The sequence below is a fragment of the Azospirillum sp. A23 genome (assembly GCF_042938965.1).
Classification (GTDB): domain Bacteria; phylum Pseudomonadota; class Alphaproteobacteria; order Azospirillales; family Azospirillaceae; genus Azospirillum; species Azospirillum melinis.
Window position 1 is genome coordinate 778367 of the sequence record NZ_CP170666.1, and the last position, 25011, is coordinate 803377.

4 protein-coding genes are annotated in these 25011 nt (G+C 68.3%); 1 reads left to right on the forward strand and 3 read right to left on the reverse strand.

Features of this window, described 5'->3' with window-relative positions; translation table 11 throughout:
• Window positions 1–23 precede the first annotated feature (23 nt).
• The 3 genes from ABNQ40_RS12485 to ABNQ40_RS12495 all read right to left on the reverse strand — a co-directional run bounded on the left by ABNQ40_RS12485 (window position 24) and on the right by ABNQ40_RS12495 (window position 23496).
• On the reverse strand, window positions 24–19766 hold the full coding sequence (locus ABNQ40_RS12485; RefSeq protein ID WP_391346698.1) for a calcium-binding protein: 19743 nt from the start codon (window positions 19764–19766) through the stop codon (window positions 24–26).
• Window positions 19767–19874: 108 nt separating this feature from the next.
• Window positions 19875–21347 carry an HlyD family type I secretion periplasmic adaptor subunit gene (locus tag ABNQ40_RS12490; RefSeq protein ID WP_109051639.1) on the reverse strand — a complete coding sequence of 491 codons (1473 nt, stop codon included), beginning with the start codon at window positions 21345–21347 and terminating at the stop codon, window positions 19875–19877.
• Window positions 21334–23496: a type I secretion system permease/ATPase gene (locus ABNQ40_RS12495; RefSeq protein WP_109051640.1), complete on the reverse strand. Its 2163-nt coding sequence runs from the start codon at window positions 23494–23496 to the stop codon at window positions 21334–21336. Before ABNQ40_RS12495 ends, ABNQ40_RS12490 begins: the two co-directional genes overlap by 14 nt.
• Before the next feature lie 482 nt (window positions 23497–23978).
• Here ABNQ40_RS12495 and ABNQ40_RS12500 point away from each other — a divergent pair, with 482 nt between their 5' ends.
• Window positions 23979–25010, forward strand: a complete 1032-nt coding sequence (locus tag ABNQ40_RS12500) for an ABC transporter substrate-binding protein (RefSeq protein WP_109051641.1) — start codon at window positions 23979–23981, stop codon at window positions 25008–25010.
• Window position 25011 lies beyond the last annotated feature (1 nt).

A 25011-nucleotide genomic window follows, 5' to 3' on the forward strand; every position in this document is an offset into this window, starting at 1 on the left:
TCCCCCCATTGCTCCCCGGCCCTTCACCGCCAGGCGGCGGTGATGGCGGCCTCGACCTGCGGCAAGGCATCGGGATCGATGCTCATTGTACCGGCCGCCGGCGGAGCGAACCCTGCCATGGCCTGCACCAGCCGGTCCACCATGGAGTCCAGCAGCACGCTGCCGTCGGCTGTCTCGATGCTGTCCATTTGATGCTCGACGCCGCTGTACCAGCCGGCGACAGTCACCTTGTCGGCCGTGCCGACCACCTGCACCTCCAGATCGGTGCCCGACTTTGTGAACCAGAGCTGATGGGCATCGATACCGGCGTCGAACACCAGCCGGTCATGGTCGATGTCTCCGCTGTTCTCGACGATGCGGTCGCGCCCGTCCCCGCGTCCGAACCGGTAGACGTCGCTGCCCAGCCCGCCGACCAGCGTGTCGTCCCCGGCACCGCCGCTCAAGGTGTCGTCGTTGAGCACCGACCGGGCCACCATGACGCTGTAGGAGCCGAAACCGACGATATCGGCGCTTCCATTGCCATCGACGTCCGCCAGCTCCCGCGGCATAGTGGTGTATGCGTTCCAGTAGTCGTATCCAAACTCGTTACGACCGCGGAACACCCGGCTGAAGGTTCCGTCCGCTTGACCCAGCGATACATAATATCCAGACATATGGAAACCGATAATGTCCGCACGTCCGTCGCCGTTGATGTCGCCAACCTGGCGAGGAACTTGGTTTGCATTCGGGTAGTCGTCCGCATACCTGGAGAATGAGCCGTTGTTGGCAACAATCGCCGGGGCAAAGGTCCCGTCGGCCCGGCCCCGGGCGACATAGACCCGATTGTCCCCGAAACCGATGATATCGGTCATCCCATCGCCATCAACGTCTCCCAACTGCCGTGGATTGTAGAATTCCTGCGACCAACCGGTGCCGATGGTGAAGCCGCCCTGGTAAGCGACCTGTGCACTGGCGAAGGTCCCATCGGCCTGTCCCAAAGCAGTCAGCACGGCGCCGCCGGAAAAACCGACGATGTCCGCCCGGCCATCGCCGTTCACATCGCCGAGCAGCCGGGGATATTGCTCCGAACTGGTCCAGCCGCTGTTGTTGGTGAAGATACCGCTCAGCGCCGTTTTTGCCTGCGCAAAAGTCCCGTCCGCCTGACCCAAGGCGATCAGCACCTCATTTTTTCCGAACCCAACGATGTCCGCCCGGCCGTCGCCATTCACGTCGGCCAGTTGGCGCACGTTCTCGCTCTGGAGGCGCCACCCGTAACTTTCCGTGAAGGATCCGTTATAGGCTTGCAAGGTCGGCCCGAAAGTGCCGTCAGCCTGCCCAAGGGAGACCTGGACCGTGGTGCTGGAGAAACCGACGACGTCGGCCCGGCCATCGCCGTTCACATCCCCGAGCAGCCGAGGAGTGTAGCTGTCGATGCTCCACCCGAGGTTGCGGATGTAGTTCTGGGTGAAGGCTGTCGTCGCGGGCTCGAACATGTCATAGGCGCCTCCCAACCCGGCATCGCCGATCAGGCTGTCGTTGCCGTCGCCGCCTTCCAGCACATCCCGGCCGTTGCCTCCCACCAGCGTATCGTTGTCGGCGCCGCCGGTCAGCAGGTCATCGTCGTCATCTCCGGCAAGCACGTCTGCGCCGACGCCGCCGTCCATGGTGTCGTTGCCGTTGCCGCCCGCCAGGGCGTCGCTGCCGTCGCCGCCCGACAGGCTGTCGTTGCCCTCACCGCCCGAAAGGTTGTCGTTGCCGCCGCCGCCCAGCAGGGTGTCATTGCCGCCTTCGCCATAGGCGACGTCGAAGTCGCCGGAACCGGCAACATCCGCCCGGCTGTCCAGCAGATCGTCGCCGTCGCCGCCATGCAGTTCGTCGCGGCCGGTGCCGCCGATCAGCGTGTCGTTGCCGGCATAGCCGGCCAGCACGTCGTTGCCGCCCCGCCCGTCGAGCAGGTCGCCGTTCGCATAGCCGAACAGCGCGTCATTGCCGGCGCTGCCGCTGAAGTCCAGCCGCAGGGCGGGATCCGACAGCCGCACCTCCGTCCCGTCCTGGAAGCGGACGGTCTCCAGATAGTTGCTGCCATCGCCCCCGCCGCTGAAGCGGTTGGAGATGACCACCTGCTCCGGCCGGTCGCGGAAGCTCAGCACCAGATTGTTGTCGAGGCGCGTGATCTGAAGCTGGTCGGCCGCAAATCCCTCGCCGAACAGCAGCGTGTCGTTGCCGGCGCCGCCAATGATGGTGTCCCGGCCGCCGTCATAGATCACCAGATCGTCGCCGGCGCCGCCGTCGATGTTGTCGTCGCCGTCGCCACCCCGGATGGTGTCGTTGCCCGCCTCGCCATAGAGAAGGTCGTTGCCGGCTCCGCCCTGGATGACGTCGTCGCCGTCGCCCCCCTGGATGCTGTCGTCGCCCGCCTCGCCATAGAGGAAGTCGTTGCCGGCCCCGCCGTTGAGCGTGTCGATGCCGTCGCCGCCATACAGTTCGTCTGAACCGTTGTTGCCCGCCAGGGCGTCGTTGCCGGTGCCGCCCAGCAGCGTGTCGGCGCCGTCGCCACCCGACAGGGCGTCATTGCCGGCACCTCCGTCGAGCAGATCGTCGCCAGTGCCGCCGTAAAGGGTTTCGCCGCCGCCGCCGCCGCTCAGGGTGTCGTCACCATCGTCGCCGGACAGCGTGTCGTTGCCGTTGATGTCATCGCTGTTGTCGAGCAGGTCGTTGCCGGCGCCGCCGAACACCTGATCGCTTCCCGCCCCGCCATACAGGCTGTCGTCGCCGCCATAGCCATAGATGCTGTCGTTGCCGCCACCGCCATGGATGGTGTCCGAAGCGGCATAGCCTTCCAGCGTGCGGGCAGCGGCATCGTCCCAGGTGTCGATGATGAGCCCCGGATTGCTCAGATCGACGGTCCTTCCATCGGCAAACAGCAGGGTTTGCAGGTAATTGGTGCCGTTGCCGGCGCCACTGAACCGGTTGGCAACGACGATCCGGTCGGTCTTGCCGTTGAAGCGGACATGCAGGTCGTTGCCGTAACGCTCGAACCGCAGATCGTCGCTGCTGTAGCCTTCACCGAAGGACAGCGTGTCGTTGCCGCCGCCGCCGGTCACCGTGTCGGCGCCGCCCTGGTAAAGCACGAGGTCGTCGCCAGCCCCGGTGACGATCCAGTTGGCGCCGGCACCGCCGGCCAGCGTGTCGTTGCCGTCCTCGCCGTAAAGCGTATCGGCATCGTCCCCGCCGGACAGGATGTCCGCACCGGCACCGCCATACAGCGTGTCGACCCCCGCCCCGCCCAGCAGGCTGTCGTCGCCGGCGTCGCCATACAGAATATCGTTACCGTCATCGCCATTCAGAGTGTCGTTGCCGCCGCCGCCATACAATGTGTCGATACCGGCACCGCCAGACAGGCTGTCCCTGCCCTCATCGCCCTTGATGGAATCGTTCCCGGCATTCCCCTCGATCAGGTCGTCGCCGTCGCCGCCATAGAGCGCATCGTTGGCGGCACCGCCATACAGCGTGTCGTTGCCCGCCTCGCCATAAGCACTGTCGCCGCTGGCGGTATCGTCCCGGCTGTCGATCAGGTCGTCGCCATCGCCGCCGTAAAGGGCATCGACGCCGGTGCCGCCATACAGCGTGTCGTTGCCGCCATAGCCATAGATCGCGTCGGTGCCGCCGTTGCCACGGATCACATCGCCAGCATTGTAGCCTTCCAGCACATGCCCAACGTCGCTGTCGCGCGTGGCGATGAACAGGTCGGTTCTGGACAGATCCACCGTTCCGCCATCGGCGAAGCGCAGGGTCTGCACATAGTTCGCCCCCTCGCCATTGCCGTTGAAGCGGTTGGCGACGACGATCCGCTTGCCGAGATCGTCGAAGACCAGATGGAGATCCTTGCCGAACCGTTCCAACCGCAGGTCGGACTGGCTGTAGCCTTCGCCGAAGACCAGCTCGTCATTGCCGCCGCCGCCCACCACGGTGTCTGCGCCGCCTTCATAGACGATGCGGTCGTTGCCGGCACCGCCGTCGATGGAATTGGCGCCGACGCCACCCAACAGCGTGTCGTTGCCGGCACCGCCGTACAGCGTATCGTTGTCTGCGCCGCCGGACAGGCTGTCGTCGCCGTCGCCGCCTTCGAAATAATCGGCACCGGCACCACCGTCCAACCGGTCGGCGCCCGTTCCGCCATACAGCGCATCGTTGCCGTCTCCGCCGATCAGCAGGTCGTCGCCGGCGTAGCCGTACAGGGTGTCGTTGCCGCCGGCACCGTCGATGGTGTCGTTGGCCCTGTAGCCGTAAATGGTTTCCGCGGTCGACTGCCCATAGGTTTCCATCACGATGGTCTGGGCGGACAGGTCGACGGTGCTTCCATCGGCGAACGTCACGGTCTGCACGAAATTCGCACCGTCGCCCTCGCCGCTGAACCGGCCGGCCAGGACGATGCGGTCGCCGGTATCGCGGAAGTTCAAGTGCAGGTCGGTGCCGATGCGCGAGAGGTACATCCGGTCCCGGCTCAGTCCCGCACCCAGCAGCAGCACATCGTTGCCGCCGCCGCCGGTGATGCTGTCCACACCGTCACTGGAGGTGAAGCGGATCACGTCGTCGCCGGCCCCGCCGTCGATGGTGTCGTTGCCGGTCCCGCCGTCCAGCGTATCGTTGCCCGCCTGACCGTAGAGGTAATCGGCACCGGCGCCACCGAACATGGAATCGGCGCCGTCCTCGCCATAGAGATAGTCGGTGCCGCCGCCACCGTCGATCAGGTCGTCCCCCGCCCCGCCATAGGCCACGTCGACCCCGCCACCGCCATAGATGGTGTCGTTGCCGCTGCCGCCATAGGATACGTCATTGATCCCACCGGCGCTCGGATCGTCACGATTGTCGATCAGGTCGTCGCCGGCACCACCGTGCATCTCGTCGGAACCGGAACCGCCCAGGATGGTGTCGTTGCCCGCACCGCCGAGGATGGTGTCGTTGCCGCTGTCTCCCGACAGCCTGTCATCGCCCAGACCGCCGCCCAGCGCATCGTTGCCGTCGCCGCCGGTCAGGGAATCGTTGCCGGTGGGTTCATTGGCCGATAGCGGCGGCGCGGCGGACCCGACACCCCACGTATAGCTGAAGCCCTCGGAAATCCAGCGAATGGGCGTGGTTCCATCCGGATAGTACACGCCGTCGGTGCCAGGGAAAGGCACGCCGTTGATCTCGATCCCGGCGACATAGACCCAAGCTCTGTCCTGAGGATTGTTGCCGGACTCACGGGCAACGGAAATCGTAAGATTGGAGACGACGGACCGGTCCCGAAGCGTAAACACGAAATCGGAGACCTGACCTATGAACGGTCCGTCCGAGTAGGAGTAGGGAACAGTAATTCTTTGATAAAGAATTGCCGTTCCGTCGATAGAGATCGTTGTCAGCGGCCATTTCTGCATGTAGTGCGCACCCATTCGGATGCGGACGAGAACCACCTCGTTTCCCGTCGACGAAATCTCGTCGCCCCACAGGCGATCCTCGCCGCTTCCACCGGAAACGCTGTCGTCGCCAGCGCCGCCATAGGCGAGATCGTTGCCGTCCCCACCATCGACGACATCCTGGCCGGCACCGCCATGCAGATCGTCGTTGCCGGTTCCACCGGTCAGCGTGTCGTTGCCGCTATAGCCGTAGATCGCATCGTTGCCGCCCTGCCCATCGATGCTGTCATCGACGTTGTAGCCCTCCAGCTTCTCGCCTCCCGCCCCGCCGGTCGTCTGGATCACCAGATCCTTGCGGGTCAAATCCTCCAGCGATCCGTCGGCGAAGCGCAGGGTCTGGGTATAGGCGGCACCGTCGGCGGCACCGTTGAAGCGGTCCTTCACGACGATCTGGTCGGTGCGGCCGGTGAAGCGCACATAGAGATCGTTGCCGAAGCGGGAGAAATAGAGCGCAGCCCTGTCGAAGGACGCATCCAGTTCGACGACGTCGTTGCCGCCGGTGTTGTAGACGATGTCCTGACCGCCATCGAAGCGGATGACGTTGTTCCCGGTTCCGCCGTAAAGCGTGTTGTTGCCGGCCCCGCCGATCAGCGTGTCGTCACCGGCGTCGCCATAGAGCGTGTCGTCCCCTTCCCCGCCATCCAGCGTATCGAGCCCGTCTCCGCCTTCCAGGCGGTCGGCACCGACCCCACCGCTCAACGTATCGTCGCCCGACCCGCCATAGAGCTGGTCGTTGCCGGCTCCACCCTCCAGCGTGTCGTTCCCGCCATAGCCGTAGATGCTGTCGTTGCCCTCGACGCCCTGGATCAGGTCGCCGACATTGTAGCCCTCCAGCTTTTCGGAACCGGCGGTCGCCAGCGTCTCCAGCGTCAGCGTCGGGTCGGTCAGGTCCGCCCGCTGCCCGTCGGCGAACAGCAGGGTCTGGACATAGCTCGCCCCGTCGCCCGCGCCGTTGAAGCGGTTCTTCAGCACGATCTCGTCGGCCGCGCCGCGGAAGCGCAGATAGAGGTCGTTGCCGAAGCGGGCGTAATACAGGTCCTCCCGCCGCAGGCCGCTGCGGATTTCCAGGACGTCGTTGCCGCCCTCGTTGGTGATGGTGTCCCGGCCGCCGGCATGGCGGATCACGTCGTCGCCCAGGCCGGTCAGGATGGTGTTGGTTCCCGTCCCGCCTTCCAGCGTGTCGGCGCCATCGCCGCCCTGGATACTGTCGTCACCGGTATCGCCCGACAGGCTGTCGTCGCCGGCCCCGCCGGACAGCGTGTCGTTGCCGGCCCCGCCGAACAGCGTGTCGTTGCCGGCATTGCCCTCCAGCCAATCGTTGCCGGCGTTGCCCTCCAGCCGGTCATCGCCATCCCCGCCGGAGAAGGTCTCGGCCGCGTCGCCGCCGAGGATGGTGTCGTTGCCCGCCTCGCCATAGGCGACGTTCAGCGACGCCCCGGTGCCGGTATCGTCCCGGTTGTCGATCAGGTCGTTGCTGTCGCCGCCATAGAGCTGGTCGGCTCCCACGCCGCCGATCAGGGTGTCATCGCCGACCCCGCCGGTCAGGCTGTCGTTGCCGTCGCCGCCTTGCAGCAGGTCGTCGCCATCGTCGCCGTTCAGCCGGTCGTCACCGGCACCGCCGATCAGCGTGTCGTCACCCGACCCGCCGTAGATCTGGTCGTTGCCGGTCCCGCCATCCAGCGTGTCGTTTCCGCCATAGCCATAGATCGTGTCGTTGCCGCCGACGCCCTGGATCAGATCGCCGACATTGTAGCCCTCCAGCTTTTCGGAACCGGCGGTCGCCAGCGTCTCCAGCGTCAGCGTCGGGTCGGTCAGGTCCGCCCGCTGCCCATCGGCGAACAGCAGGGTCTGGACATAGCTCGCCCCGTCGCCCGCGCCGTTGAAGCGGTTCTTCAGCACGATCTCGTCGGCCGCGCCGCGGAAGCGCAGATAGAGGTCGTTGCCGAAGCGGGCGTAATACAGGTCCTCCCGCCGCAGGCCGCTGCGGATTTCCAGGACGTCATTGCCACCCTCGTTGGTGATGGTGTCCCGGCCGCCGGCATGGCGGATCACGTCGTCGCCCAGACCGGTCAGGATGGTGTTGGCCCCCGTCCCGCCTTCCAACGTGTCGGCGCCGTCGCCGCCCGAAAGGAGGTCGTCGCCGTCGCCACCCTGCAGGCTGTCGTTGCCGGCATCGCCGTACAGCGTGTCGTTGCCGGCGTCGCCGGACAGGCGGTCGTCGCCCTCACCGCCTTCCATGTAGTCGGTCCCGGCCCCGCCGACGATCAGGTCGTTGCCCGCACCGCCATAATGGAGATCGGCATCGTCGCCGCCCTCCAGCGTGTCGTCACCGTCGCCACCTTCGAGCCGGTCGGCCCCGGCACCGCCGAGCAGCCGGTCGTTGCCGGTGCCGCCGAGCAGAACGTCGTTGCCGGCCCCGCCATCGAGCAGATCGTCGCCGCCATAACCGAGGATGGTGTCGGTGCCGCCAAGGCCGCTGATGGTGTCGTTGGCGTTGTAGCCTTCCAGCGTCTCGTTGAACTCGTTCGCCACCGTTTCCAGCACCAGCGCGGGATCGGACAGGTCGGCCCGGTCGCCGTTGGCGAACAGCACGGTCTGGACATAGCTCGCGCCGTCGCCGGCCTTGTCGAAGCGTCCGGTCAGAACCACCTCGTCGCTTCGGTTGCGGAAACGCAGATACAGGTCGTTGCCGAAGCGGGCGTAATACATGTCGGCCCGCGTCAGCCCGCCACCGATCTCCAGCGTGTCGGCGCCGGCTTCATTGGTGATGGTCTCGCGCCCGCCGTCGAAGCGGATCGTGTCGTCGCCGGCTCCGGTGAACAGCCTGTCGGTGCCGCCGCCACCAATCAGCGTGTCGTCGCCATCGCCGGCCAGCAGGCTGTCGTCGCCGTCGCCACCCTCCAGCAGGTCGTTGCCGGCCCCGCCGTCCAGCGTGTCGGCCCCCGCCCCGCCGGACAGGCCGTCATTGCCGTCGCCCCCCGAAAGGAAGTCGGCGCCGTCGCCGCCGGACAGGATATCGGTTCCCTCATCGCCATAGATGCTGTCGTTGCCGCCGCCGCCCTCGATGCTGTCGTCGCCGGTTCCACCGGACAGGGCGTCAGAGCCACCGCCGCCGAGGATGGTGTCGTTGCCGGCCTCGCCGTAGGAGCGGTCGAAACGGCCATCGGTACCGGAATCGCCGCGGCTATCGATCAGGTCGTTGCCGTCGCCGCCATACATCACCTCCCAGCCGGTATCGCCAATCAGCGTATCGTCGCCGCCATAGCCGAAGATGGTGTCGTCGCCGCCCCGACTGTTGATCCAGTCGCCGACATTGTAGCCTTGCAAATACTCGCTGGCATTGGTCGCATCGGTCTCCAGCGCGATGTCTGTGCGGGTCAGGTCGAAACCGGTGCCGTCGGCAAAGACCAGCCGCTCCACAAAGGACGCGCCATCGCCCGCCCCGTTGAAGCGGCCGGTGACAATGATCTCGTCGGTGGACCGCCCGCGGAAGCGGATGTGGAGGTCGTTGCCGAAACGGGCGAAATAGAGATCGCCGCGGCCGATGCCAGGACCGAACTCGATGCGGTCGAACCCGGCAGCATCGATGATGGTGTCTCGCCCGTCGCCGATGCGGTAGACATAGACGTCGTTGCCGCCGCCGGCACGGATGGAGTCGGCACCGGTCCCGCCGTCGATGGTGTCATCACCGTCCTCGCCGTCGATGCTGTCGTTGCCGCCGCCGCCCGACAGGCTGTCGTCGCCGATGTCGCCGAAGATGATATCGGAACCGCCGCCGCCCAGGACGGTGTCGTTGCCGTCGCGGCCCTGGATCACATCGCTCGCGCCGTCGGTGCCGGGGTCGTCGCGGCCGTCGATCAGATCGTCGCCGGTACCGCCATCGATGGAATCCGATCCGGTGCCGCCGATCAGCGTGTCGTTGCCGGCATAGCCGAGGATCGTGTCGTTGCCGGCCGTCCCCTCGATCCGGTCGCCGACATTGTAGCCCTGCAGATACTCCGCGGCCGCGGTCGCCACCGTCTCCAGCGCGATGTCGGTGCGGGTCAGATCGAAGCCGGTGCCGTCGGCGAAGGCCAGCCGCTCCACGAAGGACGCGCCGTCGCCCGCCATGTCGAAGCGTCCGGTCACCACGATCTCGTCGGTCGGCCGCCCGCGGAAGCGGATGTAGAGGTCGTTGCCGAACCGCGCGAAATAGAGATCGCCGCGGCCGATGCCGGGACCGAACTCGATGCGGTCGAGCCCGGCGCTGTCCAGGATGTAATCGCGCCCGTCGCCGATGCGGTAGACATAGACGTCGTTGCCAGCCCCGCCGTCCAGCGTGTCGTTGCCGATGCCGCCGATCAGCGTGTCGTTGCCGCCGCCGCCGCTCAGCCGGTCATCGCCGTCCTGTCCCAGCAGCAGGTCGTCGGTCGCCGCCCCGGTCAGCAGGTCGCCGCCGGTGCCGCCCAGCATCGCCAGTTCGCCCAGCGGCATGGTGGTGCCGTCCGAGAAGGTCAGCCCGGCCAGCCCGCTCGTGCCGTCGCTGGCCGAGAAATGGTTGACGATGCGGATCTGCCGGCCGGTGGCACGGACCTGCACGATCAGGTCGCCGCCGGACCGCGTCAGCACGACGTCCTTCCAGTCCAGCCCATCGGGCAGGCCCACCGTGTCGCCGCTGCCGGGGAAGACGATCAGGTCGGTGTCGATGCTGCCGAAGCGGAAGACCGACGGGCCGTCGCCGCCGATATAGACGTTGCCGGCCCCCAGCACCCACGGAATCCCGGCCGCGAAGTTGATCTCATCGAGCTGGTTCAGGAAATGGTTGACCACCAGCACGTTGACCGTGCCGTCGGCCGAGACGATGCGCAGATCGTCATGCTCGCGCACCAGACGCAGGTTGGCCGGCGGGATGCCGGCGCCGAAGACCAGCCGGTTATCCCCGCCCGCCGGGTGGATCGTCACCGGGCCGCTGCCGGAACCGACGCTGAAGCTGTTGTTGCCGCGGCTGCCGATCAGGATGCCGTTGCCGGCAACCGCCCAGCTCTGGCCGTCGTCATAACGGACAGTGGACAGGCCGGACCCGCTGCCCGCCAGCCCGGTGGGGCCGAAATGGTTGACCACCGTCAGGTCGACGCTGCCGTCGTCGGTGAAGATGTGCAGGTTGACGCCGTCGCGCTCCATCCGCACCAGCGCCGGGTCGATGCCAGGACCGAAATACAGCCGGTCGCTGCCGCCGCCGGGGAAGAGGTAGCGCTGGCCCTGGCCAGGCAGGATGGTGAAGTCGTCGGTTCCCTGCTGGCCGAACATCACGCTGTCGCCCTGCAGGTTGAGCGTCACGCCGCCGGAGAAGGTGATGGCGTCCAACCCGCGCGCCAGCCCATCGGTGGGAGCGGTGAAGTGGTTGACGACGCGCACGACGCGCCCGCTGCCGATGAAGGCGACCACCAGATCGACGCCGTCCTGCCGCAGAGTCACGTCGCCGGGGGAAACATCCGGCCCGAAGACGATCTGGCTGCCGCCGCCCCCGGCATGGACGATTTGGGTGGCCGGACCGGTCTTGCCGATGGTGAAGCGGTCGCCGCCCCCGCCGCCTATCAGCGTGTAGGGCGAATACAGGTCGAACACCCGCCCGTCGGAGAAGTCCAGCTGGCCGACACCGCCGAAATAGTTGAGGACGGTCACCACCTGCTGCGTGCGGTCGATGAAGACCTGCAGGTCGGACCCGGTGCGGATCAGCCGCACCTCCGTGCTGTCGATGTCCTCGAACACCACGCGGTCGCCGCCTTCGGCATAGATGGTCTTCGATCCGCTGTCTTCGCCGATCAGGAAGACCGTTCCGCCCTGGCCGCCGATCAGCAGATTGTCGCCGGTCAGCGGCAGCACCGAACCGTCGGGGCGCGTCAGCGAGTCCATCGGCGTGCCGGCGAAATGGTTGACGATGGTCAGCGCGTCCGCCGTGCCGTCGATGGTGATGCGCAGATTGTCGCCGATGCGCGCCACCCGGATCTTGGATCCGTCCACCGTGTCGACGAAGCGCAGGGTGTCGTCGCCGGCACTGTCGGGATAGACGATCACGTCGCCCATGCCGCGCTGGATCACGAACTGGTCGTGGCCGGTGCCGCCGATCAGCACCTTGCCGCCCTGGATGTTCCAGGTGGTGCCGTTGTTGAAGACCAGATCGCCGATGCCGTTCATGGCGAAATGGTTGACGATGACCATCTCGTTCGGTTGGCCGACGATGGTCAGGTGCAGGTCGTTGCCGACGCGCACGATGCGGGTCTTGCCCGGATCGGCGTCGATGGCCAGATGCTGGCCGGCCGCGCCGGGATAGATGTACATCGGCCCGGCGGGAATCGTTTCCGCCCCGCCGCCGCTGATGAAGACGTTGGTGCCGATGATCGGCCAGACGACACCGCCGGGGAAGACGATCTCGGGAATCGCCACCACGCCGCCGGTGGCGAACTGGTTGACGATGGTCATGCTGTCGGCACCGGCGGTGACGCGCAGATCGTTGCCGACACGGGTCAGGCGGACGGTGGACGGGTCGATGCCGGGCGCCACCTCGATGCGGTCGCCACCGCCCTGCCCGCCGCCGCCATAGACGACGACGGCGCCGGAGCCGGGCGACAGCAGGAACCGGTCGGCACCGTCGGTGCCGATGCGGGCGCCGGGACCGCCGACCGTCCAGATCTTGCCGTCGGCGAAGGCGATGTCGCGCGCCTCGTTGCCCAGGAAATGGTTCAGCACCTTGACCGTGTCGCTGCCGTCGCGCATGACGATCTCAAGGTCGTCGCCGACCCGGCGCACCAGCGTGTCCAGGCTGTCGAAGCCGGTCCCCAGCCGCAGGCGGTCACTGCCGCCACCGGGGTAGAGCGACACATGGCCGATGCCCGGTGCGGCGGTGAAGGTGTCGGTGGCGCTGGTTCCGACCATGATGCTGGCGCCCCAGATGTTCCACGTGTCGCCGTCGATGAAGCGCAGCGTGTGCACGCCGCCGCTCGCCCCGCCGGAGAAGTGGTTCAGCACGGTCAGCTTGTCCGGCAGCGTGCGCAGGCCGATCACCAGATCGTCACCCACCCGCTGCATGGTCACGCTCGCCTTGTCGATGCCGGGACCGATGACGATCTGGTCGTTGCCGCCACCGGGCAGGATCGACTTGGAACCGCCGCCGACCGTCAGGGTGTAGCTGTCGTCGCCGGCCCCGCCGATCAGCAGGGCGGGATCGGACAGGTTCCAGAAGCGTCCGCCGGCATAGACGTTCTCAAGCAGCGACGCCCCCCAGCCGGTGGCGAAATGGTTCAGCACGGTGACCTTGTCCGTCGAACCCTTCACCGAAATGACCAGATCGTCGCCTTGGCGCGTGAAGCCCAGCCTGTCGGCGCCGATGGCGGATGCGACGTTCAGCGTGTCGATGCCCTTGCCGGCGAACAGCGTGACGGCCCCGTCGCCCGGCTTGAAGGCGAACACGTCGGTGGTGTCGCCGCCCATGCGGAATCCGGCCCCGCCGTCCAGCGGCCACACCGTCCCGTCGGCGAAGGTCAGGCTGCGCAGCACGCCGTTGCCGGCGCCCGCGTCGTTGAAGTGGTTGAGCACCACAACCCGGTCGTCGGCGTTGCCGATCTGGATGACCAGCTTGTCGCCATCCCGGTGCAGCGCCACCTGCGACGGGACGATGCCGGCGCCCAGCACCAGCCCGTCGTGGCCGCCGCCGGTCGCGAGCACGCGCTCGCCCAGCCCCGCCGCCACCTCCACCCGCTCGTCGGCGGCGGTGCCGGCGATCAGGCGGGTGTTGTCGATGGACCATTCGGTTCCATCGCCGAAGCGGATGGTCCGATAGCCGTCGGCATTGCCGTCGAACTGCTGCTTGATCAACCAGGACGCGCCGCTGCCGTCATAGGAGACGCGCAGGTCGTCGCCCTCGCGGGTCAGCCGCATGCGGTCGGGGTCGATGTTCGACGCGAAGGCGATGGTGTCGGCACCGGCGCTGCCGTAGAGAATCGTCTGCCCGCCATCGAGCCCGAAGACCATGCGGTCGTCGCCGCTGCTGCCGATGCGGATGTCGTTGCCGCGCACGCGCCAGCGGCTGCCGTCGGCCAGTTCGATCGCCTCCACCCCGCCATTGCCGGCCCCGGCCAGCGCCTCGGCCGAGAAATGGTTGAACAGCAGGAGCGAGCGGTCGGTCCCGACGATGCGGATCTCCAGGTCGTCGCCCTTGCGCGACAGGCGCAGATCGTCGGCGCTCACGTCGGCGCCGAAGCGGATGACGTTCACACCGGCATCGGCATGCAGGCTGTGGCTGGCGAAGCCGGGCTCGATGGCGACGGTGTCGTCGCCGGTGCTGCCCAGCAGCAGGTCATCGCCCCACACCGGCCAGACCACACCGTCGGCGAACTGGATCTGGCGGACGCTGCCGTCCCCCGCTCCGGCGGCACCATTCGGGGCGAAATGCCCCATGATGGTGATGCGGTCGCGGGCATAGCCATCCTCCCCGGCCGGGCCGCCCTGCGCGTCGAACAGGATGTGCAGGTCGTCGTCGATCCGCACCAGATGCGCGATCTCATGCCGGAAGCCGGAACCGAGCCGCACCGTGTCGTTGCCGCCCTCGCCGAACACCACCACATGGCCGGCGCCCGACGGCGCGGTCAGGACATCGTCCCCCGCGGTGCCGGTGACCACGAGGTCGCCGAACATCCGCACGCCGTCCTGCACATAGACCGTGGTCGCACCGCGGCTGTACAGGTTGTACAGCACGGAACCGACGGTCTGGCTGCCGCCGCGGCGCCAGCCGGACTCCTTGAAGGTCACCAGATCGTTGCGGTCGCCGGTGACGTAGAGCGGCGCCCCGCCGGTGTCGGCGACGATGCCCTGCTCGTTCAGGATCAGGGTCTGGCGGCCCGGATGGCCGAGATCGATCATCTCGACGCCATGGACGCCGCCGGCGTCGGCGCCGGTCACCACCAGCCGCTCGCCCTCGAAGCGCAGGGTGTCGAAGCCGCTGCCGCCGTCGATGCCGGCGAAGCCGTCGTCCAGCACCCGCAGCGTGTCGTCACCCGCCCCGCCGGACAGGCTGTCGGCACCGCCGCGGCCGTCCAGATAGTTGGCGGCACCGTCGCCGGTCAGGCTGTCGGCAAGGCCGGTGCCGATCAGATTCTCCACCCCGTCGAGCCGGTCGCCCTCGGCATGGCCGCCGCGGCCGATGCCGGTGGCGAGGTTGACCGACACCGCGGCATCCGACGCCGAATAGTCGGCGGTGTCGATCCCCGCCCCGCCGCTCAGGCTGTCGGCACCGATCCCGCCGATCAGCGTGTCGTTGCCGCTGCCGCCGCGCAGGCGGTTGGCGCCGGCATCGCCGGTCAGCCGGTCGTCGGCGGCGGAGCCGGTCAAATTCTCGATCCCCGACAGCACGTCGCCGGTGGCGTCGCCGCCGGTTGCCGTTCCATCGGCAAGGCTGACCGTCACCCCGGCGGCAGACCCGGTGTAGTCAGCGGTGTCCGATCCGGCCCCGCCGATCAGCGTGTCGGCACCGGCGCCGCCGCGCAGGGTGTTGTCCTGCGCATCGCCGGTCAGCAGGTCGGCGCGGGTCGAACCGAACAGGTTCTCGACCCCGATCAGCACATCCCCCTCCGCCGTGCCGCCAAGCCCGGTGCCCACCGACAGATCGATGATCACCGCCGCGCCGGACGCCGAATAGTCGGCGGTGTCGCTGCCGGCCCCGCCGATCAGCGTGTCGGCCCCCGCCCCGCCCACCAGCGTGTCGTTGCCGCCGGCACCATCCAGGACGTTGGCCCTGCCGTCGCCGGTCAGCCGGTCCCCGAAGGCGGAGCCGGTCAGGTTTTCGATCCCGCTCAGCCGGTCGCCCTGGGCGTCGCCGCCGCTGCCGGTGCCGCTGGCCAGACTGACGCTCACCGCGGCGGCGGAGGACAGATACTCCGCGGTGTCGATGCCGTCGCCGCCGATCAGCGTATCCGCACCGCCCAGCCCGGCGAGCGTGTCGTTGCCGCCGCGCCCGTCGAGCCAGTTGGCGCTCGCATCGCCGGTCAGCCGGTCGTCATGGTCGGAGCCGGACAGGTTCTCGATACCAGACAGCACGTCGCCCTCGGCATCGCCGCCCGAACCGTTGCCGCCGGTCAGGTTGACCGTGACGCCATCCGCGGAGGCCGCATAATCGGCGCTGTCGATGCCGTCGCCGCCGATCATCGTGTCGGCTCCGGCACCGCCGGACAGCCAGTCGTCCCCGGCGGCGCCATCCAGCCGGTTGGCGCCGGCATCGCCGGTCAGCCGGTCGGTGCCGACCGAGCCGATGACATTCTCGATGCCGGACAGCAGGTCGCCTTCTGCATCGCCGCCGGTCCCGGTGCCCGCCGCCAGATCGACGGCGACAGCGCCGGAGGATGCGGCATAGTCGGCGGTGTCCGTCCCCTCGCCGCCGAGCAGCGTGTCGGCACCGGCGCCACCGGCCAGCAGATCGTCGCCCGTTCCGCCGTCGAGCAGGTTCGCGCCACTGTTACCGGTCAGCGTGTCGTCATGGTCGGAACCGGTCAGGTTCTCGATGCCGGACAGCACGTCGCCCTCGGCATCGCCGCCCAGGCCGCTGCCGTTGGACAGATCCACCGCCACGCCCGCATCGGAGGCGGAATAGTCGGCAAGGTCGATGCCATCGCCACCGATCAGCGTGTCCGCACCGCCCAATCCGGCAAGCGTGTCGTCACCGTCGGCACCGTCGAGACGGTTGACGCCGTCATCGCCGGTCAGCCGGTCGCCGAAGGCGCTGCCGGTCAGATTCTCGATGCCGGACAGCCGGTCGCCGTCCGCGTCGCCGCCAATGCCGGTGCCGCTCGACAGATCGACGGTCACGCCGTCGGCCGATGCCGAATAGTCGGCAAGGTCGACGCCCTCGCCACCGATCAGCGTGTCGGCACCGCCAAGTCCGATCAGCGTGTCGTTGCCGCCGCGGCCGTCGAGCAGGTTGCCGTTGGCATCGCCCACCAGCAGATCGTCGTGATCCGAGCCGGTCAGGTTCTCGATGTCCGACAGAACGTCACCCTCGGCATCGCCGCCGGCCGCCGTGCCCGCCGCCAGATCGACGGACACCCCGGCGGCCGAAGCCGAGTAATCGGCGGTGTCGATGCCGGCGCCGCCGATCAGGCTGTCGCCGCCGCCGGCACCCGCCAGCGTGTCGTCCCCGGCACCGCCATCCAGAACATTCGCCCCGCCGTCGCCGGTCAGCCGGTCATCCTGGGCTGAGCCGGTGAGATTCTCGATGCCCGACAGGACATCGCCTTCGGCATCGCCACCCAGGCCGGTGCCGGCCGCGAGATCGACCGTCACGCCGGCTTCGGACGCGGAATAGTCCGCAGTGTCGGTCCCCTCGCCGCCGATCAGCGTATCGGCGCCGCCGGCCCCTGCCAGCAGATCGTCACCGTCACCGCCCTCCAGGCGGTTGGCGGCAGCGTCGCCGGTCAACCGGTCGTCATGGGCGGAGCCGACGACAGTCTCGATGCCGGTCAACCGGTCGCCCTCGGCATCGCCGCCGGCACCCGTGCCGGCCGCCAGATCGACGGTCACGCCCGCCCCGGACGCCGCATAGGTGGCGGTGTCGATGCCGTCCCCGCCGTCGAGCCGGTCGGCACCGCTGCCGCCGTCCAGCAGATCGTCCCCCGCCCCACCCGACAGGCTGTCGTCCCCGGCCCCGCCGGACAGGCTGTTGTCGCCGCCGTCGCCGGCCAGCGTGTCGGCACCGCCACCGGCCAGAATGGTCTCGATGCCCGACACGCGGTCGGCCATCCAGCCGCCGTGGCGCACCTCGCCGGTCGCAAGATCGATGGAGATCGCGCCGGTCTCGGCAGAGTAATCGGCGATGTCGATGCCGTCGCCGCCGTCGAGGACATCGTTGCCGCCGCCCCCCTTCAGCACGTCGTTGCCGGCGCCGCCCAGCAGGGTGTCGGCACCCAGCCCGCCGACCAGCGTATCGTCGCCGTCGCCGCCGTCCAGCCAATCGCCGTTGTAATCGGCGCCCACCGTCAGCCGGTCGTTGCCGGCCCCGCCGATCAGCGTGTCGCTGCCGAGGCCGCCGTCCAGCGTGTCGTTGCCAGCACCGCCGTCGAAGCGGTCGTCGCTCCACACGCCGTCGCCGTCGCTGACCAGATCGTCGCCGTCGCCGGCCAGCACGATGTCGCGGCCACCACCGCCGATGATGGTGTCGTTGCCGTTGCCGCCGTCGATGCTGTCATCGTTCTCACCGCCGTCGATGCTGTCGTTGCCGGCACCGCCGCTGATGATGTCGGCCCCGGTGCCGCCGCGGATGACATCGTCGCCGCTGCCGCCGTCCAGCGTGTCGCTCACGTCGCCGCCCAGCAGCGTGTCGTTGCCGCTGCCGCCATAGAGCCGGTTGGCGTCGGTGCCGCCATCCAGCAGATCGTCGCCCATGCCGCCATAAAGCAGGTCGGCGCCGCTGCCTCCGTACAGGCTGTCGTTGCCGGTCCCGCCGTCGAGCGTGTCGTCCTCGCTGCCGCCGTCCAGCAGATCGTTCCCGGAGCCGCCGAACAGCCGGTCGCTCTGCGATCCGCCGCGCAGCGTGTCGGCACCCGACCCACCGCGCAGGCTGTCCTCGCCCCAATCGCCATTCAGCAGGTCATCGCCGGCCCCGCCCAGCAGCGTGCCGCCCCCACCGCCGCTGCCCAGCGTGTCGTTCCCGGCGCCGCCATCAAGCGTCTCCGCCCGCCAGTCGCCCATCAGCGCGTCGTTGCCGCCGACCTGCGCCTCGCCAGCCTCAAACGCCTGTTCGTCGGCCGGCGACAGCCCGTCGATGTCGGCGGCCCCGTCGTTCCGGGCCGCGGTGACGCCGATGTGGAAGACCCGCTCGGTGCTGAGTCCCCCGGCATCGGTGACGCGGACGGTCACCGCATGGGCGGGAACCTGCGCATAGTCGAGCTCCGCCCCGGCGGCGACGGACAACACCCCGGTAGCCGCGTCGATCACGAAGCGCCCGCCGGCATCGTTGGTCAGGCTGTAGGACAGCGCGTCGCCGTCCGGGTCGCTGCCGCGGGCGGTGCCGACGACGGTCCCGGCCGATGCATGTTCGGCGATGGCAGCCCCGTCGAGCGTCACGCCGGTCGGGGCGTCGTTGACGCCGGCCAGCGTGACGGTGACGGTCTGGCTGGTCACCCCGCCCCGGCCGTCGGCCACATCGATGCGGAAGCTGTCGGTGCCGGCATAATCGGCATCGGGCCGGTAGGTGAAGCGGCCGTCGGCCTCCAGCACCAGCCGGCCATGGCCCGGTCCGGCACCGACGCCATAGGTCAGCGCGTCGCCGTCGGGATCGACCGCGCCGACCGACCCGGTGACCGGCATATCCTCCATCCCGCTCAATGCCTGATCGGCGGCGACCGGGGCCCGGTTGGGGGCCGCGACGACCATGCCGGCCAGATCGGCGACCGCCACCGGCCGGCCGTCCACCGTTACCTCGAGCGCGTTCCAGTTGTTGGCGACAAGCCGGATCGCCTGACCGGTGAAGCTCTGGCCGTCATCGCCATGGCGCCTGATGAAGTCCGCCAACTGGACGAGGTCGGCCGCGACGGCGGCGGTCACCTGACCGGCGGTCAGCGCCACGCGCAGCCGGTCATAGCCGGCACCGCCGTCCAGCGTGTCGTTGCCCGCCTGATCAGACAGGACATGGTCCAGCAGATCGTCGCCGCCGCCAGCCCGGACGAGGTCGGTCCCGGCACCGTCGGCCAGCCGGTCGGCGCCCATCCCGCCGGTCAACGTGTCGTCGCCGTCGCCGCCGTCCAGCCAATCGCCGCTGTAATCGTCACCGACGGTCAGCCGGTCGTTGCCCGCCCCGCCGATCAGGGTGTCGCTGCCGTATCCCCCCTCCAGCGTGTCGTTGCCGGCACCGCCGTCGAAGCGGTCGTCGCTCCACACCCCGGCGCCGTCCGTCACCAGATCGTCGCCGTCGCCGGCAGTCACCACGTCACGGCCGCCGCCCCCGACGATGGTGTCGTTGCCGCTGCCGCCGTCGATGCTGTCGTCGTTCTCCCCGCCGTCGATGCTGTCGGCACCGTCGCCGCCCCGGATCAGGTCGTTGCCGGTCCCGCCGGAGATCACGTCGTTGCCGGCGCCGCCATCCAGCGTGTCGTTGTTGCTGCCGCCGAGCAGCGTGTCGTTGCCGGCACCGCCGAACAGGCTGTTGTTGCCGGTTCCGCCATCCAGCCGGTCATTGCCGTCGCCGCCGTCCAGCCAATCGTTGCCGTCGCCGCCGATCAGGGTGTCGTTGCCGGCACCGCCGCTCAGCGTGTCGGCGCGCCAGTCACCGGTCAGCAGATCGTCGCCGTCGGTGGTCACGGTGCTGGTCATCGGCTTGTCCTCCGGAAATGTCGGCCCGGTTGCTCCGGGCCTCGCGGCTGGTGGGTCGGATCGGGAGAAAGGGAGTGAGCTTAGGATTTAAGGATTAGGACTTAGGTCTTATCGCTCGCGCATCGCCTCGTGGACGTGCGCGAGCACCGGGGAGAGCAGGTAGTCGAGGACGCGGCGGCGGCCGGTCTTCACCTCCGCCGTCACCGCCATGCCGGGCGCCAGCGCGATGTCCTCGCCGGTCTCGCCGCGGATGGCGGTGCGCTCCAGCGCGATGCGGGCGGAGAATTTGGGGCCGTCCCGCTCGGCCGTGGCCACCGGTTCGGCCGCCCCGGTGCGTGCCGCCGCCCCGTCGGGCGGCAGGATCACGTCATGCGAAACCGACAGGACCGTGCCGGGAAGCAGCCCGTAACGGGTGAAGGGGAAGGCATCGACCTTGATTTCCGCGGGCATGCCGGGATGGAGGAAGCCGATGTCCTTGTTTTCCACCTGCACTTCGACGATCAGGGTGCGGTTCGCCGGCACGATCACCATCAGCGGCTCCGCTGCCGTGACCACGCCGCCGACCGTGTGGACGGCAAGCTGCTGGATCATGCCGCCGACCGGGGCGGTCAGAAGCTGCCGCTCCCGCCGCCGCGCCGCCTTGGTCAGTTCCTGGCGCAAGGCGGCGGCGCGCTTTTCGGCATCGGCGAGATCGGCCATCGCCTTGCCGTCGAACTCCGCGGTCACCCGCCGCCTCTCGTCCGCCAGCCCCTTCAGCGCCGCTTCGGCCTCGGCCTCGCGGTTCTTCGCGGCGACGGCGCCATATTCGACCTCGGCAAGCTCCTTCTCCAGCTCTAGCAGGTCGAAGCGCGGGCTGTAGCCGCGCTGGGACAGGTTCCGCTTGGCCTGCACCTGCTCCCGGATCAGCGGCAGGGTGGCGCCCAGCCGCGCCTTCTCGGCAGCCAAGGCGGCGATTTCCGCCCGGCGCTGGCGTTCCTGGCTGCCGATGGCGTCGAGCGCCGCGTCGCGGGCGGTCAGCTGGTTGACGAGGATCGAGCGCTGGAGCGCCACCAGGGCGGCGTCGGCGGCTGGCGGCGGGTCGAAGCTGCGTCGGTCGGCCAGCCCGGCCCGCAGGCGGGACGCCTCGGTCTCCGCCATCGCCAGTTCCCATTCGGCGCGGCCGGCGTCGGCGGCGCTGTCGGTGGGGTCGAGTTCCAGCAGGACCGCGCCCTGCTCCACCTGCTGCCCCTCGGTGACGCGGATGGCACGGACGATGCCGGGCTCCAGCGTCTGCACCAGCTTGTTGCGGTCGCTGGGAATGAGGCGCCCGCGGGTGACGGCGGTGATGTCGATGTGGCCGATCCAGGCCCAGGCGACGGCGATGACGGCGAAGGCGACGATCAGCAGCGACACCGCCCTGGCGCAGGGCGACGGCGGCGTATCCATCGCCTCCAGCGCAGCCGGCAGGAATTCCAGCTCGTGCCCGCGGCGCGGACGGAGGCGCGGCGGTGCTGGAAGAGGCCTTGAGGGTGGCAGTGGTGGCGATGCGGCCGGAGCATCGGAAGCCGGCGCCGCTTCGGCTGCGCTCTCAGGCGACGCCATGATCGACCTCCGCCTGTCCGCCCGCCTGCATGCGCCATAGCGCCGCATAGCGTCCGCCGAGCCGGATCAGCTCGTCGTGGGTGCCCTGCTCGGCGATCCGCCCCTCCTCCACCGTGACGATGCGGTCGCAGCCGCGCACGGTGGACAGCCGGTGGGCGACGATCAACACTGTGCGGTTGTCGCAGATGCGGCGCATGTTGGCCTGGATCGCCGCCTCGCTCTCGACGTCCAGCGCGCTGGTCGCCTCGTCGAAGATCAGGATGCGCGGATCGGTGGCGAGCGCGCGGGCGATGGCGACGCGCTGGCGCTGTCCGCCCGACAGGCTGGCGCCGCGTTCGCCGATCACCGTGTCGTAGCCTTCCGGTAGGCCCAGGATGAAGCGGTCCGCCCCGGCCAGCCGCGCCGCCTCGACGATCCGCTCCATCGGCATGCCGGGATCGGCCAGCGCGATGTTGTCGCGGATCGACCGGTTGAACAGCACATTCTCCTGGAGAACGACGCCGATCTGCCGCCGCAGCCACGCCACGTCCACCAGCGACAGATCCACGTCGTCGATCAGCACCCGGCCGGATTCCGGGACATAGAGCCGCTGCACCAGCTTGGTCAGCGTGCTTTTCCCCGACCCCGACGAGCCGACGATGCCGACCGTCTCCCCCGCCTCCACCGTCAGGTCGATGCCCTGCAGGGTGGGCGAGGCATCGGGGCGATAGCGGAAGCCGACCCGGTCGAAGCGGATGCGGCCGCGGATGGTGGGCAACGGCAGCCGGCCGGGCTTGGCCGCCGGCTCCGGTGTGGTGTTGAGGATGTCGGCCAGCCGTTCGACGGAGACGCGGGCCTGCTGGAAATCGTTCCACAGCTGGGCCAGCCGCAGCACCGGCGACGACACGCGGCCGGCCAGCATGTTCACCGCCACCAGCGCGCCGATGGTGAGCGCGCCGTCGATCACCTCCTGCGCACCGACATAGAGCAGGGCCGCCATGGTCAGCTTCGACACGAGCTGGACGCCCTGGCCGGCGACCACCCCCAGGCTGGACGCGCGGAAGGCGGCGCCGACATAGGCGGCCAGCCTTTCTTCCCAATGGCGGCGCATCTCCGGTTCGACCGCCATCGCCTTCAGCGTCTCGATGCCGGAGATGCTCTCGACCAGAAAGGCCTGGTTCTCCGCCCCAAGGGCGAATTTGGCCTCCAGCCGCCGCCGCAGGACCGGCGTCACGGCAAGGCTGATCGCCGCATAGACCGGCAGGGACGCCAGCACGATCCCGGTCAGGGCCGGGCTGTACCACCACATCACCGCCAGGAAGACGACCGTGAAGACCAGATCGATGACCAGGGTCAGGGCCGATCCGGTCAGAAAATCGCGGATCCGGTCCAGCTCGCGCACCCGCGCCACGTTGTCGCCGACCCGGCGCGCCTGGAAATAGGGCAGCGGCAGCGCCAGCAGATGGTCGAACAGCCGTGCGCCCAGCGTGACGTCGACCCGGCTGGTGGTGTGCGAGAACAGGTAGCTGCGCAGGCCGCCCAGCACCGTTTCGAACAGCGAGACCACGACGAGGCCGACGACGAGGATGTCCAGCGTGGTCAGGCTGCGGTGGGCCAGCACCTTGTCGACGACGACCTGGAAGAACAGCGGGCTGATCAGCCCGAACACCTGCAGCATGAAGGAGGCGAGCAGGATTTCCGAAAACAGCCGCCGGTATTTCAGCAGCGCCGGCACGAACCAGCCGATTCCGAAACGGACCTGCGCCAGATCCAGCCCGGCCCGGCGCGCCATCAGCACCAGTTCGCCCGCCCAGGCCGGTTCGACCACCGCGCGCGGCAGGGCCAGCGGCTTCGATTCGAGCGGGTCCTGGATCAGCACCCGGTCGCCGTCGATCTTGGCGATGATGAAGTAGCGCCCGTCACGGCGCTTGGCGATGGCAGGCAACGGCGTGGCGGCCAGCCGATCCCAGCTTGTGGTGACGGATCGCGCCTTCAGGCCGAAGCGCTTTGCGGCGCGCAGGATGTCCAGCGTCTCCATCGCCCGGCCACGAACGGCATGATTGTGACGGATCTGCTCCGGATCGGCGGGATGGCCCATCAGGCGCAACATGAAGATAAGGCATGACAATCCGGTGTCCGGAGTCACGCTGTCCTCAACCAGACGCGGCATGCCTCGTTTCCTGATCTGGATACCGGCGCCGGCCCGAATCCGCGGACACGTCATGGGGAACGAACAACTCCGGAGAGATTGCCTGTCCGCTCACCCGATCTGTGCGCGCTTATTCGGCACGGAACGTCTTATTACGAGCGTATGAAACTTTAATACCACCAAATAGCAAAGTGGTTGCGTTGCAATCAAGATAAATTGCTACTGCGATGGCCTGCTCTACCTAAGATGATATTCCCTTAATGGTACTAAGGGAATTTTACTAAAATTGCTCGCAGCGACGCCCCGCCGTGCTTCCGGAAATGAGCCTTGAGCGCCTTATTGGCGCGCGCCTGATTGCGGAGCCTCACTACACTCCGTTGAAAAATCCATTCATGACATGTTTATTCCCGTCGAAACGCGGCAAATTTCTACACTGTTGACCACGCAACAGAATCATGTTCCCATATTTTCTAGTAGATTTATGGAGATAGGGGAGCATCGCCATGCGACAGTCAGGACGCCTCAACCGCCGTGCCTTAGCGGCGGTCGCCGCATCGGTGATGGGGCTGCTGGTGACGTCGGCCATCGCGACGTCCGCGGCTGCCGAAGGGCGCATCCGGATCGCCGAACAATACGGCCTGGGCTATCTGCCGCTGCATGTGCTGCGCCACAACCAGCTGATCGAGAAGCACGGCAAGGCTCTCGGCCTCGACGTGACGGTGGATTGGGTCCAGCTGTCCGGCGGCGCGGCGATGAACGATGCGCTGCTGTCCGGCAGCATCGATCTGGGATCCGCCGGGGTCGGGCCGCTCCTGACCATCTGGGACCGCACCAAGGGCAACGCCAACGTCAAGGCCATCGCGTCGTTGAACGACATGCCGCTGTTCCTGACCACCAACAACCCGAAGGTCAGAACGCTGAAGGACTTCACCGATGCGGACAAGATCGCGCTGCCGGCGGTGAAGGTCGGGGTGCAGGCCCGTGTCCTGCAAATGGCGGTGGAGAAGGAGCTTGGCGCCGGCAAATTCGACGCGCTCGACAAGCTGACCGTGTCGATGCCGCATCCCGACGCCACGGCGGCCCTGCTGTCGGGCAGCGGCGGCATCACTGCCCATATTTCCAGCCCGCCCTTCCAGTACCAGCAGCTGGACGACCCGAAGATCCACAAGGTCGTCAGTTCCTACGACGTGCTGGGCGGCCCGCATAGCTTCAACCTGATCTGGAGCAAGCAGTCCTTCCGCGACGAGAACCCGAAGACCTACCGGGCTTTCCTCGATGCGCTGAAGGAGGCAATGGATCTGATCAACGCCAACCATGACGCGGCGGCGGACGCCTATCTGGCCCAGAACAAGGGCAGCCTGGACAAGGCCTACATCCTGCGCCTGCTGAACGACCCCGACATCCGCTTCACCGTCACGCCCAACCGGACGGAGGCCTTCGCCGATTTCATGCACAAGGTCGGCGCGATCAAGAACAAGCCGGCGTCGTGGAAGGATTACTTCTTCGACGACCTGCATGACGGCACCGGGAGCTGAC

Coding starts and splice junctions, on each gene's coding strand:
- ABNQ40_RS12485 (WP_391346698.1), bottom strand. CDS start 19,766: ATGACCAGCACCGTGACCACCGACGGCGACGATCTGCTGACCGGTGAC.
- ABNQ40_RS12490 (WP_109051639.1), bottom strand. CDS start 21,347: ATGGCGTCGCCTGAGAGCGCAGCCGAAGCGGCGCCGGCTTCCGATGCT.
- ABNQ40_RS12500 (WP_109051641.1), top strand. CDS start 23,979: ATGCGACAGTCAGGACGCCTCAACCGCCGTGCCTTAGCGGCGGTCGCC.
- ABNQ40_RS12495 (WP_109051640.1), bottom strand. CDS start 23,496: ATGCCGCGTCTGGTTGAGGACAGCGTGACTCCGGACACCGGATTGTCA.